Raw genomic sequence first — 17,836 nt, 5'->3', positions numbered from 1 at the left:
CAGCCCGCGCCCACCGGCACGCTGTGACCGTGACCCGTCCCTCGCCGAGGCGGCTGTGCTCACTCCGCGAAGACCGGCGGTCGACTCGTCACCGTCACCGGCGGCAGCCCGGCGGCATCGACCGGTTCGACGCGCACGAGCGTCGACAGCGCCGCGGGCCCCTGCGCGAGCCGGGACGTCCCGTGGTCAGCCGTGAGGACATTGGGGTTGCCGTGGATCTCGAGCGAGGCGGGGTCGGTCGGGTCCGCGGCCTCGTACCAGGCTCCTGCGGAGAGCTGGATGACGCCGGGGCTGATGTCCGCGCTCAGTGCGGCCCCGGCCAGGCACGCGCCCCGGGAGTTGACGATGCGGACGACGTCGCCGTCGGCGATGCCGCGGGCTGCGGCGTCGGCGGGGTTGAGGCGGCAGGGTTCGCGTCCGGCGATCTTCGCCGCCTGGCTCGTCCCACCCGTGTCGAGCTGGCTGTGGAGGCGCTGTCCCGGCTGGTTGGACACGAGATGCAGCGACCCGGCCGGGGCGTCGGCGGCGCCGAGCCACTCGGTCGGGGGCAGCCACGCGGGGTGTCCGGGGCAGTCGTCGTAGCCGAAGGCGTCGATGGTCTCGGAGAAGAGCTCGATCCGTCCCGACGGGGTCGACAGCGGGTGGCCTGCCGGGTCGGCGCGGAAGTCCGCGAGGAGCACCGTGCTGCCCTGCGGGACGTCGACTCCCCCGTCGGCCCAGAACGTGGCGAAGTCGGGCAGCGCGATGTCGTGGTCGGCAGCGGCCTGCCGGGTGCGCGTGTAGAGGTGTGCGATCCACTCCATCTCGGTCCGGCCCGCGGTGAAGGACTCGTGCGTGCCGACCCGGGCCGCGAGTGCTGAGAAGATGTCCCAATCGGCGCGGGCCGCGTGGCGGGGACTCAGTGCCCGGTGCATGGCGACGATGCGCTTGTCCCCCGAGGCGGCGCCGAGGTCGTTGCGCTCAAGGGTCGTCGTCGCGGGCAGGACGATGTCGGCCTGCCGGGCCGTGGCCGTCCAGAAGGGTTCGTGGACGACGATCGTCTCCGGCCGCTGCCATCCGCGGCGCAGCCGGTTGAGGTCCTGATGGTGGTGGAAGGGGTTCCCGCCCGCCCAGTAGACGAGGCGGGTGTCGGGATACGTCCGCCGCTCGCCGTTGAACTCGTAGTCCTCACCGGGGTGGAGGAGCATGTCGGCGATCCGGGCGGCCGGGATCGGCGCGGTCACCGGGTTCTCCCCGACGGGCAGGCGCGGCGCGGGGAACGGGTACTGCCAGTTGCCCATCGTCCCTGCGGCCCCGTACCCGAATCCGAATCCCGCCCCGGGCAGGCCGATCTGTCCGAGCATCGCCGCGAGCGCGAGCGCCGCCCAGTACGGCTGCTCCCCGTGGTCGGCGCGCTGCAGCGACCAGGCGACGGAGATCATCGTCGTCGTGCCCGCCATCTCACGGGCCAGTTCGCGGATCGTCTCCGCGGGGATCCGGGTGATCCCGGCCGCCCAGTCCGCGTCCTTGGCGATGCCGTCGCTCTCACCGAGGAGGTAGGGGCCGAAGCGCTCCCACCCGACGCAGCGGGTGGTGAGGAACTCCTCGTCGTGGAGGTTCTCGGCCAGCAGCGTGTGGGCGAGTCCGAGCATGAGCGCGGTGTCCGTGTTCGGTCGCACCGGCAGCCACTGCGGATCGAGGAAATCGGGGGCGTCGTCCCTGAGCGGGGAGACGGAGACGAACCGGCAGCCGTTGTCGTGGGTGGCCCGCAGCCGGTCGGGGATCGGGTGGTCGGAGAGTCCTCCGGATTCGAGCTGCGTGTTCTTCAGCGCGATCCCGCCGAACATCACCCACAGCCGGGTGTGCTCGGAGACGACGTCCCAGCTGCTGAGCCGACCGTTGGCGAACTGGGCGGGCCCGAGGACGTGCGGGAGGATCATCGCCGCCGCACCGAAGCTGTAGTTGCCGACCTGCGAGGTGTGTCCGCCGAAGGCGTTGAGGAACCGGTGGAGCTGGGTGCGCGCGTGGTGGAAACGACCCGCGCTCGCCCAGCCGTAGGACCCGCCGAAGATCGCCGCGTTCCCGTGCTCGCCGCGCACGCGCTCGAGTTCCCCGGCGACGAGGTCGAGGGCCTCATCCCAGTCGATCTCGACGAAGGGCTCGGCGCCGCGCAGATCGGTTCTGCGCTCATCGGTGCGGCGGGTCTCGGGTTCGCCCCGGCCCTGGCGCTCGGCGCGCACTGCGGTGAGCCAGGAGCGTCGCACGGCGGGTCTGCGCACCCGCAGGTCGGAGTCGACGGAGTCGGCGAAGTCGTGGATGAGCCGGCTCGGTCGGGCATCGGTGTCGGGTGGAACCACCTCGACGAGGGTGTCGTCGTCGACGACTGCTGTGAAGGACCCCCAGTGCGAACTGTGCGGAACAGTGCTCATGGGGTCCTCTCTATCACACGCTCACGCGCTCGGGCCAGGTTCTCTCACCGCGGATGTAGCCGGCCATGTCGCCGAGGACGCGGTCGGCGTCGGCCTGGGTGAACTCGCCGGCGCGCACCCCTGCCTGGAGGTCCGCGGCGAGTTCGGTGATCCGCGCTTCGACCGACTCTCCTCCCGTCCCGGCGGCCAGCGTGAGGTTCGGTGACGTCGCGGCCGTGACGGCGGCGTCGGCGGTGCGCGGGGCGAGCGCGAGCGGTTCGGGTCTCTCGAGTCCCTCACCGCGCTCGGCGCTGCCGAGCAGTCCCCCGCTCCACGGTTCGCCCTGCTCCTGCGGAGACTCGGCCGCCGCGGTCGGCGCCGTGCTGCGCTTGGTGTGGTGGTCAGGGCTGAGGACGAAGTCGGCGAGACCCGCTCCCAGAGGTGCCGCGGTGAGAACTGCTGCCAGAGCGACCGCGGTGCCGGCGATCAAGCGGGGGAATGCCTTCATGGCTCCCACTCTGCCAAACCATTCTGTCCCCATTCTCCGCTCCGCCTGAGACGTTCCTGGTCTCAGGCAAGGGACCCGGTCGCCAGCAGCGTCCGGAAGCCGTCTTCGTCGAGCACGGGCACACCGAGCGATTCGGCCTTCTCGAGCTTCGAGCCGGCGTTCTCCCCGGCGACGACGTAGTCGGTCTTCTTCGACACGGAACTCGCAGCTTTGCCGCCGGCGGCGAGGATCGCCTCCTTGATGCCGTCGCGGGTGAACGTGCTCAGCGACCCGGTGGCGACGATCGTCAGCCCGGCCAGGGTCTGCGGCGCGGTCTCACCGACCTCGTCCTCCATCCGGACTCCGGCGGCGCTCCACCGGTCGACGATCTCGCGGTGCCAGTCGACGGCGAACCAGTCGCGGATGCTCGCCGCGATCGTCTCCCCGATCCCGTCGACGGCGGAGAGCTCCTCGAGGCTCGCCTCGCGGATGGCGTCGAGGGAGTGGAAGTGGGCGGCAAGCGTCCGCGCGGCAGTCGGTCCGACGTGGCGGATCGAGAGCGCCACGAGCACCCGCCACAGGTCCTGGTCGCGGGCCTTGTCGAGTTCGGCGAAGAGCTTCTTCGTGTTCTGGCTCGGGGCACTCGGCTTCTTCGCCGTCCCCCGGGTGAAGAAGTACGGGACGAGCTCCCGCTCCCCCGTCTCGACGCCCTTGACGCGCTTGTTGCGCCAGATCTTCACATCGGCGAGGTCGTCGGGGGTGAGGTCGAAGAGTCCGGCCTCCGAGGACAGCGGCGGGGTCTCGGGTTCGGCGGGCGCGGTGAGCGCGAGGGCGGCCTCCTCGCCGAGGGCTTCGATGTCGAAGGCGGCCCGGGAGGCGAGGTAGAAGATCCGGTTCGTCACCTGCGCTGGGCACGACTGCGCGTTCGGGCAGCGGACGTCCTTGTCGCCCTCCTTCTGCTCGCCGAGGAGGGTCCCGCAGGACGGGCAGTGCGTGGGCATGACGAATTCGCGTTCGGATCCGTCGCGGGCGGCGACGACGGGGCCGAGCACCTCGGGGATGACGTCTCCGGCCTTGCGCAGGGTGACGGTGTCGCCGATGAGCACGCCCTTGCGCTTGACTTCGTAGCCGTTGTGCAGCGTTGCGCGTTCGACGGTGGAGCCGGCGACGGTGACGGGTTCCATCACCGCGAACGGCGTGACCCGGCCGGTGCGTCCCACTTGCACCTGGATGTCGAGGAGCTTCGTCGTCACCTCCTCGGGCGGGTACTTGAACGCCGTCGCCCAGCGCGGTGCCCGTGAGGTGTAGCCGAGGGCCTCCTGGACGGCGAAGTCGTCGATCTTGACGACGATGCCGTCGATCTCGTGGGAGACGTCGTGGCGGTGCTCACCGTAGTAGGCGATGAACTCCTCGATCTCCTCGACGGTCTCGAGGACCTTGTAGTACTCGCTGATCGGCAGCCCCCACGAGCGGAACTGCTCGTAGACCTCAGACTGCTCCTTCGGCTCCGGGTGCGAGGCGTCGGCGGGCGTCCACGCGGCGATGCCGTGGACGAGCATGTGCAGCGGACGGCTCGCCGTGACCGCCGGGTCCTTCTGCCGCAGCGATCCGGCGGCGGAGTTGCGGGGATTGGCGAACGGGGGCTTGCCCTCGGCGACGAGCTGCGCGTTGAGTTCGGCGAAGGCTTCGACGGGGAAGAACACCTCCCCGCGGATCTCCACCTCGGCGGGCGGGAACTCCGTGTCGAGGTGCTGCGGGATGTCGGAGATAGTCCGGACGTTCGCGGTGATGTCCTCGCCGATGCGCCCGTCGCCGCGGGTCGCGGCGCGGACGAGTTCGCCGTCCCGGTAGAGGAGGTTGACGGCGAGTCCGTCGATCTTGAGTTCGCAGAGGAACTTCGACTCAGCGCTCACCGCGCCGCTGACCCTGTGGTACCACTCGCGCAGCTCGGCGAAGTCGAAGACGTTGTCGAGGCTGTACATGCGCCCGATGTGCGTGACCGGGGAGAACGTCGTCGTGTCGACGGATCCGCCGACGGTCTGCGTGGGCGAGGAGTCGGTGACGAGCTCCGGGTACTTCTCCTCGAGCGCTTCGAGCCGGCGGGAGAGCTCGTCGTATTCGGCGTCGGAGACGAGCGGCGAGTCGTCCTTGTAGTAGGCGGCGCGATGCGACTCGATCTGCTCGGCGAGTGCGGCGTGAGCCTTCGCCCGGGCAGCGGCGTCCTGCAGGTCCAAGGTGTCGTCCATGGTCGTGTCTCCGTCTCGCTGTGTCTGGCTCATCTATCCCTCCGTCAGGGCTCGCCGCAGTCCTGCCGCCAGCCGCATCGCCGGCTCATCGGCGCGGTCCGGCGTCGCCGCCGGAGCGAGCAGCGGCGGGTGCCCCAGCGGCAGCTCCTCTCCCGTGAGCACGCCGAAGCCCGCGAGGCTCGCGGCACCCATGCCGACCCGCTGCCACGGTTCGGCGATGCGGTCGAGCCACTGCCGCACGTCACCGGGTCGGGAACCGGCGTCGGCGGGCAGGCGGATCCATGTGCCGACTCCCGCCTCGGCGAGGATCGCCAGCTGCTCCCATCCTGCTGCCCTCAGACTAGCCAACGGCACGGACACGGCGCCGGCACCGGTGGAGCGGACCACCTCGGCGGCGGGGATCTCCTTGCCGCGCAGCCGCAGGGGCGCGAGGTCGGGCAGGCTGAGCAGGGACGGCGGCAGGTGCCCGAAGGTCGAGGTCAGCGCCGCGTGGACCTGTGTCTCGCTGATCGCGGGCAGGCTCGCGAAGCCGGAGACGGTGGGCCAGGTGCCGGTGAGGACGGGGTCGAGGCGCATCTCGGCGAAGCGGATGACGGTGCGCAGCCCGAGCCTGCGCAGCCGTTCGGTGAGGCCGGCGATGCCGAAGGCGTAGGCCTGGACGACGTCGCGGCGGGCTCCGGCGTCGCCGAGGACGCGGGCGCCCGAGGGCAGGCTGAGCGCGGTGACGAGCGTCCAGGGTCCCGGCAGGGACACCTGCACGGCACCGGGGAAGCCCTCGCCGTATTCGGCGACGGCGTCGAGGGCTTCGCCGAGCCCGGAGGACTCGAGACGCTCGTCCCGTCCCGCCGCGGCCGTCAGCCTCCACCCGTAGGACGCGCGGTCGACGTGGAGGTCGGTGAGCAGGCCGACGGCGCGGCCGATCGCGTCGGCGCCCCACCGGTCCCCGGAGCGGTGGGCGATGAGCGGGACGGGAGGCAGGCCCGAGGCGAGGACGTCGAAGCCCGCCGAGGCGGCCCGCCGGGAGACGTCACCGGGCCGGGACGCGGCGGCCGGGTCGGAGCCGCCGAGACTGTCCCCACCGGGAATCCACACCGACGTCGTCGTCGCCGACGGAGTGAGTGACTGCGTCTCAGCGGTGCCTGCGGCTGCGGGGGATTCCGAAGACGTCGACATAGAATCCGAACTCGCTTTCCAGGGAATCGATGATGGTCTCGGTGCGGACGAAGCCGTGGGATTCGCCCTTGTACAGACGGTAAATGTACTCCACTCCGGCCAGTCGGAGCATGTCGACGAACTCCTGCGCCTGATTGGGCGGGACGATCGGGTCGCGGTCGCCCTGCATGATCGCCACGGGCACCCTGATGTCGCTCGTGCGGTGGATCGGCGAGCGGGAGAAGAGCGCGTCCTGCGCCTCGGGCCAGGGGCCGACGAGACCGTCGACGTAGTGCCTCTCGAAGTCGTGGGTGTCGATGACGAACCGCATGAGGTCGGTGACCCCGAAGTACGAGGTGCCGCACGCGAAGACATCGGAGCTGATGAGCGCCGACAGCGCCGTCCAGCCCCCCGCCGAACCGCCGGAGATCGCGATCCGCAGCGGGTCGGCCAGTCCCGCATCGATGAGTCCCTCGACGGCAGAGACGATGTCGGCGACGTCGACGATCCCCCACTGTCCGCGCAGGCGCTCGCGCCAGGCGCGGCCGAAGCCCGTCGACCCGCCGTAGTTGACCTCCATGACGCCGATGCCGCGGGAGGCGAAGAAGCTCATCCGCGCCGACATGTCCGCCGTCGCCTGCCCGGTCGGTCCGCCGTGGGCGATGACGACGTAGGGAGGGCGCTCCCGGTCGAGGGCGATGAAGCGGGGATTGTGGGGCTCATGGAGGACGACGGGGACGCCGCCGAGGACCGTCGTGCGCGGGTGCGCGTAGTAGTCGTCGTGGGCGTCGAGCCGCTCCGTCGCGATCTCCGTGAACGCCCCGGTCACCCGGTCGACGGCGATGAGCGCGCCCGCGCAGTCCGGTGACTTCGCGGTGAGCAGGACGTGGGTGCGGCCGAGATCGTGGAGTTCGATGCTGCCCAGCGTCGCGATCTCCTCGACGACCCGCGCCGAGGCGGCGGTGGCGCTGGCGTCCCCGACGGGAGTGGCGGCAGCGTCGTCGCGCGCCCGCACGAGGGCGGCCATGTCCGACTGCGCGTGCGCCCACACCTCGGCGCCGTCACCGAGGTGCCACAGCGCCCCGAGCTGCCACAGCGGTCCGCCGATCTCGGTTCCCGTGTCGAGGACGGGACTGAGGTCGGTCACGGAGAGGTCGACCGCCTCGGCGGCAGACGACCCCGCCACCCCGCTGAGGTCGAGTTCGTAGAGGGCCCAGTGCCCCTGATGGTCCGAGCACAGCCGCAGCGTCGTCGGTCCGCTGAACTCCGGCTGGAGGAGGGCCACCTCACTGCCGTGGAGGACGGCGGCGACGGTCGGGTCGCCCCCGGTGCCGAGGTCGACGACCCACAGGCTCGTCTCATCCCACGGCATGTGCGGGTGCTCCCACCCGATGAAGGTGAGAAGTCGGCCGTCGGCCGAGATCCGCGGCCACGCCATGAAGTGCGCCTGCGTCGCGAGCTCCCGCATCGTCCCGAAGCGGGTGATGAGCACGATCGAGCGCCGCCGCACCGTCGATCGGCAGTCCTCGCGCACGCAGAGCAGCCCCCACGGGGTCATGTGGAGGTCACCGTAGCGGATGAGACCCGAGGTCTCGGGGGTGAGCGCGTGCGGCGACCGGCCGGGGATGAGCTGCCAGACGCGCTGGTCGGCGGCGTTGACGAAGTAGACGATGTCGCTGTCGGGGTCGAGCGCCCAGGCCCCGCCGCCGTATTCGTGGACGGCCGAGCGGATGTTGAACGGCTCCGGCAGGATCCGCTCCCCCGGCCCCGGGTGCGACAGGGAGGTGCGGACGAGTCCCGTCCGGGAGTTCTCGGCGGCGAACTTCGCCGAATAGTAGACGTGCTCGCCGCGGAAGGCGGCTTCGAAGATCGGGGCTGCCCCGGTGGCGACCTCCGCTGCGCTCAGCGGCGAGGACCACGTGCCGTACGGCGCGGTGACGACGTCCTGGGGCGATTCCTTCATTCCCCCAGGCTACCGCCCATAGCGGGCCCGTCACCGGTGGGCGTCACCGGTGCGCATCACCGCGCGCCGAGGCGGTCCCTGGCGGTGACGTCGATCGTGGCCTGACCGAGGACGCGGGTGCCGCGGTAGACGACCATCGTCTGTCCCGGGGCGACACCGGAGAGCTCCTCGGCGACGTCGACGTGGAGGAGCTGGCCGGCGGGCCGGGCCGCCGGCACCGCGGCCTCGTGGGCGGGCACCTCGGTGACGACGTCCCCGAGCCACGCGCGGGCGGGCACGGGGTCGGAGTGGGCGCGGATCTGGACCTCGCAGTCGATCCCCGTCTCCGGTGTGGTGCCGATGTCGGCGGGGGCGGGTCCGGCCCACGAGGTGCGGATGCCGGTGAGGTGGGAGACGCCGAGGTCGGCGCGGGAGCCGACGGTCACGGTGTTCGAGGCGGGGTCGAGACCGGTGACGAAGCGCGGCTTGCCGTCGGCGGCCGGCTTCTCGATGCCGAGCCCCTTGCGCTGGCCGATGGTGAAGGTCATCGCACCGTCGTGCTCTCCGAGGACTTCGCCCTCGCCGTCCTTGATGAGCCCCGGGCGCATCGGGATCTTGTCGGCCAGCCAGGCCTTCGTGTCGCCGTCGGGGATGAAGCAGATGTCGTAGGAGTCGGGCTTGTTCGCCACCGAGAAGCCGCGCTCGGCCGCCTCGGCGCGGACCTCGGCCTTCGAAGCGGTCGCTCCGATCGGGAAGTAGCAGTGCTCGAGCTGCTCGCCGGTGAGGACGCCGAGGACGTAGGACTGGTCCTTCGCGAGGTCCTCGCCGCGGTGGAGCTCGGGGCGGCCGGCGGCGTCGCGGACCACCTCGGCGTAGTGCCCGGTCGCGATCTGGTCGAAGCCGAGGGCGAGCGCCCGGTCGAGGAGGGCGGCGAACTTGATGCGCTCGTTGCAGCGCATGCACGGGTTCGGGGTGCGGCCGGCGGCGTACTCGGCGATGAAGTCATCGACGATGTCCTCCTTGAACCGCTCGGAGAAGTCCCACACGTAGAAGGGGATGCCGAGCATGCCCGCCACTCGGTGGGCGTCGCGGGAGTCCTCGATCGTGCAGCAGCCCCGCGAGCCGGTGCGCAGAGTGCCGGGCATCCGGGACAGGGCGAGGTGGACGCCGACGACCTCGTGGCCGGCGTCGACGGCACGGGCGGCGGCGACGGCGGAGTCGACTCCGCCGGACATCGCGACGAGGACCTTCATGCGCTCTCCTGACTCTCGTGGGCCGTCTGCCGCCAGCGCGGCGTCGCCGAGACCATGCCGGCCCGGCGGGCCTGGTCGACGACGGCGGGCAGCGCCTCGAGGAGCGCGTCGATGTCGGAGACGGCGGTGTCGTGGCCGACGGTGAAGCGCTGTGCGGAGCGGGCGACGTCCTCGCTCATGCCCGCGGCGAGGAGGACATGGGAAGGGCGGGAGACGCCGGCCGAGCAAGCCGATCCCGTCGACGTCGCGATCCCGCGGGCGTCGAGGCCGAAGAGCAGGGAGTCGCCCTCGCAGCCGGCGAACGTGAAGTGGGCGCTGCCGGGCAGACGGCCGGTCCCGCGGGGGCCCGACAGTGTCGCGCCCTCGATCGTCGCCTCGACACCGGCGATGAGGCGGTCGCGGAGGTCGGAGAACTTCGCGGCCCGCGAATCGAGGTCGGAGGTCGCGAGGTCGACGGCCGCGGCGAAGGCGACCGCGCCGGCGACGTCGAGGGTGCCCGAGCGCACGCTGCGCTCCTGACCGCCGCCGTGGAGGATCGGGGTGGGCGCGGCGGCGCGGTCGAGGAGGAGGGCGCCGATGCCGACGGGACCGCCGATCTTGTGCGCGGTGATCGTCATCGCCGTGGCCTCCAGTGCGGCGAAGTCGAGCGGGATCTGCCCGAGCGCCTGGACGGCGTCGATGTGGAACGGGATGCCGAGGTCCCGGGCGAGGCGACCGAGTTCGGCGATCGGCTGGATCGTGCCGATCTCGTTGTTCGCGGCCATGACCGACAGCAGCGCGGTCCGGTCGGGGTCGCGGCGCAACGCCGCCTCGGCGGCGGGCAGGTCGATCCGGCCGGTCTCGTCGACGTCGAGGAGGACGATCTCCGCGCCCTGGGACTCGAGCCAGTCGACGGAGTCGAGGATCGCGTGGTGCTCGATCGCCGAGGTGAGGACGAGGGGTCGGGCGGGCTCGGCGAAGCTGCCGTTGTTGCGGGAGAGGTAGAGGCCCTTGACGGCGAGGTTGTCGGCCTCCGTGCCGCCGGAGGTGAAGACGACCTCGGAGGAGCTCGTCGCCCCGAGTGCCCGGGCGATGTCGTCGCGGGCCGTCTCCAGCCGCATCCGCCCGGCCTGACCGACCGCGTGCAGCGACGACGGATTGGCCCGGCGGCTCAGCTCGGTCGTGTAGACGTCGAGCACCGCCTGGGGCATCGGCGAGGTCGCGGCATGGTCGAGATAGATCGGCACGTCGAGTATTTTAGGCGCTCGGGCCCGGCCCCGGCCAGGTTCCGTGCCCGATCTCACCCGCTTCCGTGCCCGATCTCACCCGGTTCCGCCGCTCGGAGCGGTCTTCGCCGCGGGGCCCTGCGGACTAAACTTGTCCGGGTGTTCACCGTTTTCACGCTCGTGCTCTATGCCGTCGCCGCCGTGCTCACCGTGTGGGCGATCGTCGAGACGATCCGCAACCGACCTGCGGGACCGCTGCTGCTCGGCTGCTCCGCACTCCTGCTCCTCCTCCTCATCGTCGAGCTCGTCATCTCGATCGCGACCTTCGGAGGCACCGACGGCGTCGACCCGCTCCTCTACTTCGGCTATGTCATCACCGCGATCCTCGTCATCGCGCTCGCCGGGTTCTGGGCGTTCGCGGAGCTGAGCAGGTGGGGTCCCGGCGTGCTCGCCGCCGCCGGGCTGACGGTGATCATCATGATCGAGAGAATGGACCAGATTTGGCTGTGAACAGACGCACTCGCCCGGCACCGCGCTCACCGTACTCGGCGATGCATTCGGGACCCGGTCGGGCCCTGACCGCGGTCTACGGGATCTTCGCGCTGTCGGCGACCGCGCGGGCCGGCTACCAGGTCATCCGCGAATTCGACGTCGCCCCGGTCGCCTACACGCTCTCCGTCATCGCCGCCGGCATCTACATCCTCGCGACGGTGTGCTTCGTCATCGGCAACCGGGTCACGCACCGCATCGCGATCGCCGCGTGCCTCATCGAGTTCGCCGGCGTCATCATCGTCGGCATCCTCAGCTTCACGCATCCCGAGGACTTCGCGAAGCCCTCGGTGTGGTCGAACTTCGGCTCAGGCTACGGCTTCATCCCGCTCGTGCTTCCCCTCATCGGCCTGTGGTGGCTGCTGCGGGTCGGCCGGCGGGTGCGCGAGGAGCAGACGGACCTCGTGTGATCTCCTCACTCGATCCGTGAGGAGAGGATGTCCCAGTCGGTGTTGAGTGCGGTGATCGTCTCCCCGTCCTTGAGCAGGACGTAGGGCTGGGCGGTGTCGACCTTGACGGTGTTGCCGTCCTTGTCGTTCGTCTTCACGGCCTCGATCGTGTCACCGAGGTCGACCGAGTAGTCCTCGGGCACCTTGATCGTCAGGGTGCAGCGGATCTCGCCCATGCCGAGCGCCCCGTTCTCCGTCGTCAGCGTCATCGACCCGAAGTCGAAGTCCTGGTACGGGGTGCATTCGACGGTAACGTCGTCGAAGCCGGAGTCCTCGTTGCGCAGGCCGCCGACGTAGTCCTGGAAGGACTTGAAGCCGCCCTGGTCGAGTCCGGAGACGATGCCGCCGTCGACCTTGCCGTCCTTGAGGAACGTCGAGATCTGGTCGGCTGCGGTCGCCATCTCCTCGGTGAACGCCTGCGGGGCAGGCCCGACCGCTCCGCTGCCGTCGGCGAGCAGGGTCGGGGCCTGATCGGCGGGAATGAAGACCGCGGTGCGCACGAGCGGCTGCACCGAGGCGGATTCCCGGGTGGCCAGCTGCACCTGCGTGAGCTTCTCGTCCCCGCCCGTCGTGCCGAGGGCGTAGAACCACATCGGATAGTCGGTGAAGGCAGGTCCGCCGGCGACGACCTCGGTGAAGTTCGGGGCGCGCAGGTTCTGCTTCGTCTTGTCCGCGATCTGGATCTGCGCACGGGTGCGGTCGATGAGCGGGGCGCCTTGGATCGCTTCGAGTCCCTCGCCCTTGTCGGCGAGGATCTTGTCGAGCGACTCCGTGTACGAGGTCATGAACTCCCCGGCCTCGCCCGGGCGCACAGCGGTGCGCTCGTAGGGGGTGACCTGCGGGGTGTCGGGCTGGGCGATGGGCAGCGCACCGCAGCCGGACAGCGCCAGGCCCGAAGCCAGCGAGATGCCGGCAGCCGCGCGCACGCGGGTGTTCCGGCGCCGAGGCGGAGCCGCAGGTTTCGCCGGCTCCGCGGTCGGACTCCCGGCCGGGTTCTCGCTGCCGGTCGGCGCGGTGTCCGCGGTCTCCTGCCCGGTCGCCGAGGCGGACTTCCGGGACTTCCGGCGGGGCGCCTCGGTGCTGGGGCGGCGCTCCTTGAGCTTGCCGGACTGCTTGCGCGGGCGGATCCGTCCGTTCCACCAGCGGAGGAAGAAGTACGCGGCGAAGCCGAAGGCGATGATCGCGGCGGCCAGGCCGATGAGGCTGAGCGCGAGCACACCGGCCACGCGCATCTTCAGCTGCACGGTCGTCCCGTCGAGGTTCTCCCCCGCCGTCGCCGGCGCGATGACGAGGACCTGCGGGTCGGCATCGAGGTCGAAGGTCTTCGACACGGTCGCCCCGGTCTCCGCGGATGTCCACCAATCCCTGCCGGCGATGTCCGCGGCGGGCGCCGGGTCACCGGGGATCGAGCGATGGGTCGCCTCGTTGGGGAAGTCGACGTCGCTGATCTGGACCTGGGAGACCCCGTCGAGGTAGCTCGCGGTGTCGACGCCGTTCGCGGTGCCGAGGAAGAGTTCCTTGCCGTCGGCGTTCGTCGCCTCGATGGTGACGTTCGTGCCGGAGAACGGCACGATCGCCTCGTCGAGGACGACGGCGTACGACCCGTCGGAGACTTCGAAGGCCGGGGTCTCGGTGACTTCGTCGGTGCCGACGACGGACATGGCAGAGGCCACCAGCACGGTCAGGATCACGCCGGTGATCGTGAACAGGATGGCGGTGGTGAGGCGGACTATCTGGTTCAGAACAATGCCCTCATCAGTTTGGTGCGTGCTTTGGCGACGGCCGGGTCATCGGGTCCGACGATCTCGAAGAGGTCGAGCACGCGCAGGCGCAGCGCCTCCTTCTCCGGTCCCGTGGACGTGCGGATGAGCGAGATCAGGCGGTCGAACGCCCCGGCCGGGTTGCCGCTGACGACCTCGGCGTCGGCGGCGGCCTTCGCGGCCTCGACATCCGCGGGGTCGGCGTCAGCGGCGGCGATGAGCTCGTCGGGGTCGGCGTCGATGAGGCGGCGGCCGAGGCCGGCGCGGGCGAGGCCGAACTTCGCCTCGTCATCGGCCGGTGAGGCGGCCAGTGCCGCCTTGAAGAGGGATTCGGCGGTGTCGAAGTCCCCGGCGGCCAGGGCCTCCTCGGCCTCGGGATGCTTGGGGCCGGCCGGTTCGGGTTCGGCTCCCCCGACGACCGCGTGACCGCTCACGCCGTTCTCCGCGGCGAGGGTGAGGAGCTCGTCGAAGTAGGCCGCGATCTGCGGTTCGGGCAGCGTGCTCTGGAACAGCGGCACCGGCTGGCCCTTGATGATCGCGACGACCGTCGGGGTCGACTGGACGCCGAAGGCCTGGGCGACCCGCGGGTTCTGGTCGACGTCGACCTTCGCGAGCACGAGCCTGCCGCCGTAGGACGGGATGAGGCGCGCGAGGACGGCGGAGACCTCACGGCTTGCGTCACTGGCGCTCGAGGCGAGGTCGATGACGACGGGCACGCGCTCGGAGAGCGCGACAATGTCGTTGAAGACCGCTTCGTCGACGTCGAGGACGAGCGAGGGCAGCGGCACCGCGGTGGGATCCGCGGCCGGCGCACCCGCCTCGTCGGCGGGCATGTTCTTCGTGCGGACCGCGGAGAGGTCGAGCCCCTGCTGAGGGGTGCTGCCCGACTGCGGGCCGGGACCCTGATTCGGATCGAAAGACACGGGATCTCCTTTGCTGGGTGCGTCAGCCGAGCTTGGCTCCGCTGAGGGTTTCGAGGCCGCCGATGAGGCGGGGCTTGCCGTCCTGCGGCACGAGGAAGGTGAGCACCTGGTACGTCGTCGTCGTCACCGGCTGCTGCGTGCTGCTCTCCCCGGTGAGCTCCTTCTGCGGGGTGCTCAGGGTCAGCGTGCCCGTGCGGCCGCCTGTCGACTGCGGGGTGATCGTCGATTCGGCGGTGATGACGCCGGTGACGACCGCGGAATCGCCCGCCGTCTCCTGGGCGACGATCTGCTGTCCGGGCTCGTACGAGTACTTGACGCTGGCCTTGCCCTCTTCCGCGCTCTTCTTCTGCTCGTCCTGGTTCGCCCAGATCGACTTCGAGAAGTCGTCGGGCTCATAGAGCTTCGCCTCCTTCGACGAGGCGCCGGCGCCGAGGGCCTTCGCGTAGTCGGCGACGGCGGCCTGCGGGGTCATCGCGAAGCCCTCCGCGCTCGCGTCGAGCGGCTGCGAGCCCTGACGGGCGTCGGCGATCTCCGGCAGCTCGGTGCCGGGGACGAGAACGGTCTGCGACCACAGTTTGTAGTCGGCCCGGGCGTCGTCCTGGGTGAGGACGAGGAGCTGCGTCTGGTCGCCGGCCGAGGTGATGAGGCTCGTCATCCGCGGCCACGTGTCGGTCGCGGCGGTGAAGTTGACGACGATGTCGTCGGCGGCGATCGCCGGCGGCATCGTCTGGTCCTTGACCTTGTCCTTGACCGTGTAGACGGCGGTGCGCTGTTCGAGTGCGGGTCCGGTGGCGCGGGCCTCGAGCTTCTTCGCGTCGGTCTCCTTGTCCGCGGCGGCGATGTCGGTGGCGACGGCGCCGAGGATGCGCTCAGCCTGGCCGCTGCTCACCCCGGCCATCGGCGTCGTCGGGGCCGGTGAGGCTTCGGGGGTCGGCAGCTCGGCGGGGCCGCACGCGCTGAGCGCGAGGACCGGGACGATGGCGAAGGCCGTGCCGTATTCGGCGAGCTTGCGCCGGCGGTCCTGCCGGGCCTGGCGGCGGTTGGCTTCGCGCTTCGCGGTGCGACGGCCGAGGAAGAGGAGGATGAGGCCGATGACGAAGATCGCGCCGCCGGCGATCATCAGCGGGATCGCCCAGGGGGTGTCGGCGCGGTTGGGCCAGGACAGGGACACCGAGGTGACGTCGCCGGGGGCGCCGGAGCCGGCGATGAGGAACCCTGTGCGGTTGGGGTCGGAGTCCCAGTCGAGGCTCACGGTGTCGGTGCCGGTGACCTCGGCCTCCCAGAGGTCGGAGCCGACCGGGTTCGGCAGCTCTGCCTCGCCCTCCTTCGGCTCGACGGTGAGACCGTTCTCCGCGGCGAGTCCGGTGATCCGGGCGGCCGGGGAATCGCCGACCCAGGCGTCGATGCTCTCGATCGGGGCCTGCGCGATCGTGAGATCACCGGTGCCCTGGGCGGTCAGCGTCGCGGGCGTGTCATAGAGGTTGAGCATGCCCGGATCGACGATGACGGCCGGGGCCGACCCGTCGATCTGCGTCGTGGCGGTGATCGTGTCGGAGGGGGCCCACAGGGTCTTCTGGAGCAGCCCGAGCCCTGAGACAACGACACCCACCACCATGAGAATCACAGCAAGTGTGTAACGCACGCGAAAAACCTTCTCCTCGAGTCGGCACGATTCCTCCCACCCTGTCCGGGCAGAGGTCAGTACAAGTTTAGGTCACCGACGGCGGCGGTGTTCTGCGGATGCACTCAGCGTGTGTCAGCGGACACACAGACCCACTCGGCTTGTCCCGACCCGCACACCGTTAAGCTGGCAGCGTGAGCAACGACAGAATTGTGTGGATCGACTGCGAAATGACCGGCCTCGACGAGGCGCGTGACGAACTCATCGAGATCGCCGCGATCGTCACCGACTTCGAGCTCCGACCGCTCGATGAGGGCATCGACATCGTCATCCGGCCCTCGGCGGCGGCCCGGGCGAACATGAACGACTTCGTCACGAAGATGCACACCGATTCCGGGCTGATCACCGAACTCGACGCCGGCACGACCGTCGCCGAGGCGCAGGCCCAGGTCCTCGACTATGTGAAGACGCACGTCAAGGAGGCCGGCAAGGCCCCGCTGGGCGGGAACTCGGTGGGCACCGACAAGGTGTTCCTCAACAAGCAGATGCCCGACCTCGTCGCCTACCTCCACTACCGCATCATCGACGTCTCCTCGATCAAGGAGCTGTCGAAGCAGTGGTTCCCCCGCGCCTACTACCAGGCACCGGCGAAGCTCGGCGGCCATCGCGCCCTCGGCGACATCCGGGATTCGATCGTCGAACTCGAGTACTACCGCCGGGCCGTGTTCTCCGCAGAGGGGCCGACCTCGGATGATGCCAAGCGCATCGCCGCCGAGGTGGTCGCCCAGTACTCCGCGGACGCGGAGCAGCCGGCGGGCGACGCTGCTGAGACCCCCGCCGACGCGACACCGGCGAACTAGCTCGACTTCCGCTCCGGCTGCGCGAAGACGGCGGACGGGAACGCCCCCGACTGGACGAGCACCTTGACGAGCGTGCGGCTCGGGGCGATGAGCGAGGCGATCTGCTCGTCGCTGAGCACCGACCAGGCGGCGGCCACGGTGCCGTCGGTGAGGATCTCGACCTCCTCCTTGAGCTGACGTCCCGCGTCGGTGATCTGCGGCAGCGGATACCCGCGGTCGTCGGTGCCCACGGTGATCAGCCCCGCCTCGGCGAGTCCGTCCTGGGCCCTCTGCCACTCCTCATCGGTGTAACCGCGGGTCTTCTGCGCGGCCCGCGGCTTGAACGACGCACCGGTGGCGACGTCGAGCATGAGGGCGTCGATGCCGGCGACTCCGGCGGTGACGAGGGAGGCGACGTGCCCGTCGCCGCGGAACTCGCGCGCCACTGTGGCGAGATCCCAGAGAGCCTCGAAGGCCGTGGCCGGGGTGTGGGCGGCGACGGCGGCGGCGGTCGAGCCGGCCAGCGAGCGCCCGGTGAAGTCCATCGCCTCGCGCACGGGGGTGAGCGTCTCCGTGAGCTGGACGGCCGCCTCGGTGAGGAGGGCGATGTCGTCACGGTCGCCGAAGAGTCCGTCGAGGTAGAGGGACACGGCGTCGAAACGGGCGGAGACCATGACGTCCGGGGAGACGGTGTCCCAGATCCGCGGAATGATCGTCGCGATGAACGACGGCGAGTAGTTGTAGAAGGTGCCGGCGACGACGCCGGCGTTGACGCGACCCATCGGCGCCGAGCGGGCGGCCATGTTCGCCGGGATCCCGGGTTCGAGGCCGAGTTCGGCGAACGAGGCGCCGACGACCTCGGAGAAGTAGATCGACGAGTGGAACGAGTTGAGGCGACCGGAGAGGGTCCTGATGTTCTGCGTGCGAGTCGAGTCCATGGCCCCATCCTAGGCGGGGTGCGTCCCCGGCCGACAGGGCAGGCGATTGTCGGACCGGCACATCCGACAGCCAGGTCGCACGCAT

14 protein-coding genes are annotated in these 17,836 nt (G+C 70.6%); 3 read left to right on the top strand and 11 right to left on the bottom strand.

All coding sequences use genetic code 11. The features are described from left to right. Positions 1-59: 59 nt before the first annotated feature. The 7 genes from J9315_RS05605 to J9315_RS05575 form a co-directional block, all read right to left on the bottom strand. Complete coding sequence (locus tag J9315_RS05605; RefSeq protein WP_211978981.1) at positions 60-2,408, bottom strand: molybdopterin-dependent oxidoreductase; 2,349 nt, start codon at positions 2,406-2,408, stop codon at positions 60-62. A 13-nt stretch (positions 2,409-2,421) separates the two neighbouring features. Next, complete coding sequence (locus J9315_RS05600; RefSeq protein ID WP_211978980.1) at positions 2,422-2,895, bottom strand: hypothetical protein; 474 nt, start codon at positions 2,893-2,895, stop codon at positions 2,422-2,424. A 62-nt stretch (positions 2,896-2,957) separates the two neighbouring features. Then, positions 2,958-5,120, bottom strand: a complete 2,163-nt coding sequence (gene ligA, locus J9315_RS05595) for an NAD-dependent DNA ligase LigA (protein WP_211978979.1) — start codon at positions 5,118-5,120, stop codon at positions 2,958-2,960. A 33-nt stretch (positions 5,121-5,153) separates the two neighbouring features. Next, complete coding sequence (locus J9315_RS05590; RefSeq protein ID WP_211978978.1) at positions 5,154-6,293, bottom strand: hypothetical protein; 1,140 nt, start codon at positions 6,291-6,293, stop codon at positions 5,154-5,156. Continuing rightward, entirely contained in the window at positions 6,250-8,235 is a 1,986-nt protein-coding gene (locus J9315_RS05585) for a prolyl oligopeptidase family serine peptidase (protein ID WP_211978977.1), read from the bottom strand. Before J9315_RS05585 ends, J9315_RS05590 begins: the two co-directional genes overlap by 44 nt. Before the next feature lie 56 nt (positions 8,236-8,291). Next, positions 8,292-9,467 (bottom strand): tRNA 2-thiouridine(34) synthase MnmA, encoded by a 1,176-nt coding sequence (gene mnmA / locus J9315_RS05580; RefSeq protein WP_211978976.1) that lies wholly within the window; start codon positions 9,465-9,467, stop codon positions 8,292-8,294. Next, positions 9,464-10,693 (bottom strand): cysteine desulfurase family protein, encoded by a 1,230-nt coding sequence (locus J9315_RS05575; RefSeq protein ID WP_211978975.1) that lies wholly within the window; start codon positions 10,691-10,693, stop codon positions 9,464-9,466. Before J9315_RS05575 ends, mnmA begins: the two co-directional genes overlap by 4 nt. Positions 10,694-10,831: 138 nt before the next feature. Here J9315_RS05575 and J9315_RS05570 point away from each other — a divergent pair, with 138 nt between their 5' ends. Together J9315_RS05570 and J9315_RS05565 are read left to right on the top strand one after the other, a co-directional pair. Then, positions 10,832-11,182, top strand: coding sequence for a hypothetical protein (locus J9315_RS05570; RefSeq protein ID WP_137826071.1), 351 nt, complete (start codon positions 10,832-10,834; stop codon positions 11,180-11,182). Further along, complete coding sequence (locus J9315_RS05565; protein WP_211978974.1) at positions 11,179-11,631, top strand: hypothetical protein; 453 nt, start codon at positions 11,179-11,181, stop codon at positions 11,629-11,631. Before J9315_RS05570 ends, J9315_RS05565 begins: the two co-directional genes overlap by 4 nt. A 5-nt stretch (positions 11,632-11,636) precedes the next feature. On the opposite strand, the gene J9315_RS05560 is transcribed toward J9315_RS05565, so the two are convergent. From J9315_RS05560 to J9315_RS05550, 3 genes are read right to left on the bottom strand one after another with little or no spacing between them, the layout of a single operon-like run. After that, a complete protein-coding gene (locus J9315_RS05560; RefSeq protein WP_249121040.1) occupies positions 11,637-13,361 on the bottom strand; it encodes a hypothetical protein in 1,725 nt (574 codons plus the stop codon). Between the two features lie 47 nt (positions 13,362-13,408). Continuing rightward, positions 13,409-14,353 carry a tetratricopeptide repeat protein gene (locus J9315_RS05555; RefSeq protein WP_249121039.1) on the bottom strand — a complete coding sequence of 315 codons (945 nt, stop codon included), beginning with the start codon at positions 14,351-14,353 and terminating at the stop codon, positions 13,409-13,411. Between the two features lie 22 nt (positions 14,354-14,375). Further along, a complete protein-coding gene (locus J9315_RS05550; RefSeq protein ID WP_211979267.1) occupies positions 14,376-15,968 on the bottom strand; it encodes a hypothetical protein in 1,593 nt (530 codons plus the stop codon). 200 nt (positions 15,969-16,168) lie between these two features. Here J9315_RS05550 and orn point away from each other — a divergent pair, with 200 nt between their 5' ends. Next, a complete protein-coding gene (gene orn, locus J9315_RS05545) occupies positions 16,169-16,834 on the top strand; it encodes an oligoribonuclease (RefSeq protein ID WP_282959872.1) in 666 nt (221 codons plus the stop codon). Here orn and J9315_RS05540 read toward each other — a convergent pair. Beyond that, a complete protein-coding gene (locus J9315_RS05540) occupies positions 16,831-17,751 on the bottom strand; it encodes a hypothetical protein (RefSeq protein WP_211978973.1) in 921 nt (306 codons plus the stop codon). The two genes, orn and J9315_RS05540, sit on opposite strands and share 4 nt — an antisense overlap. Positions 17,752-17,836: the final 85 nt, after the last annotated feature.

This window comes from Brevibacterium sp. W7.2 (assembly GCF_018137945.1).
Taxonomy (GTDB): domain Bacteria; phylum Actinomycetota; class Actinomycetes; order Actinomycetales; family Brevibacteriaceae; genus Brevibacterium; species Brevibacterium sanguinis.
The sequence above is the reverse complement of the archived record's forward strand: the minus strand, read 5'-3'. Positions and strand labels throughout refer to the sequence as shown.